The sequence below is a fragment of the Mesorhizobium sp. M7D.F.Ca.US.004.03.1.1 genome (assembly GCF_003998635.1).
Classification (GTDB): Bacteria; Pseudomonadota; Alphaproteobacteria; order Rhizobiales; family Rhizobiaceae; genus Mesorhizobium; species Mesorhizobium loti.
Genome location: NZ_RZQG01001345.1, coordinates 1 through 1,166 on the forward strand (window position 1 = coordinate 1; position 1,166 = coordinate 1,166).

Genomic DNA, 1,166 nt, shown 5'->3' on the forward strand with positions numbered 1-1,166 from the left:
CTGCAATGAAATCCGAGGGACGCTTCTTGCGCTTCGAGCGTCGGATCAACCGGTCGCCGAGAATATCCTGTTCGGCGACGACGACCAGTTTTTCGGTCTCGAAGCCGGATTCGAGCGGCAGCACGGCCAAGGCCGCCTGACCCGGTTCGAGCTGTTCGGCTTCCGCCAGCGTCGCGACCTGCTTGAGGTTGCCGAGATGATGTTCGGCAAGGATCTGGCCAAGCCGGTCGAGCGAGCCTTCGGTCCAGCCGGCAATGACAATGCGGCGGCGCGCCGCGCGCTCGTCGGCGATGTGTTTGACGACGACATCGAAGACATTGATGCTGGGGTCGGCGCGTTCCTCGACGAAGCTGCGGCCATGGCGCGAACCGGCGTGGTAGACTTTTTTCGAGCCGGCGTCGGGCGCGTCGAACGGCGTGAAATCGATCGCTTCGCGCGGCCCGAGCGAGGCGATCAGATTTTCCGGCGAGAGATAGAGCAGGTCCGGCGGCACCGGCTTGTAGGGTACGGCGTCCTTCAGCGCACCGTCGGCCTGCTTCCTGCGTGCCTCGTAGTGGTCGAGGATCAGCGTGTGGCGCTCGGCCAGCGCCTCATGCGCCAGATGGTCGAAAATGACAGGTGTATCAGGCAAATAGTCGAATACGGTTTCCAGCCGCTCGTAGAAGAACGGCAGCCAGTGCTCCATGCCGGCGAAGCGACGCCCTTCGCTGACCGCCGCGTAGAGCCCGTCATCGCGCTGTGGCGCGCCAAAAGCTTCGATATAGGAGCGGCGGAAGCGGCTGATGGTTTCCGGCGTCAGCGCCACTTCACTCATCGCCTGCAGGGCCATCGACTTGCGCTGGCCCGTGGTGCGCTGGGTGGCGGCATCGAAGATGCGGATCGATTCCAGCGTGTCGCCGAAGAAGTCGAGCCTGAGCGCTTCGGTCCAGCCGGGCGCGAACAGGTCGAGAATACCGCCGCGCACCGCGAATTCACCGATACCGCGAACGGTTGGCACGCGCTCGAAACCAGATGTTTCCAGCCGCGACACCAGCACGTTCATGTTGATCTGGTTGCCGGGCCTGGCATGAAAAGTCTGTGCCTCGACCAGTTCGGCCGGTGGAATCCGCTGCAACAGTGCATTGGCGGTGGTGAGAATTACGGCGCGGTGCGGCTTTTTCGCCAGC

Annotated in this window: 1 pseudogene; it reads right to left on the reverse strand. The window is 63.5% G+C overall.

The window, feature by feature from the left end:
- Positions 1-1,166 (reverse strand): annotated as a pseudogene (locus tag EN935_RS36940) (transcription-repair coupling factor); the annotation flags it as partial.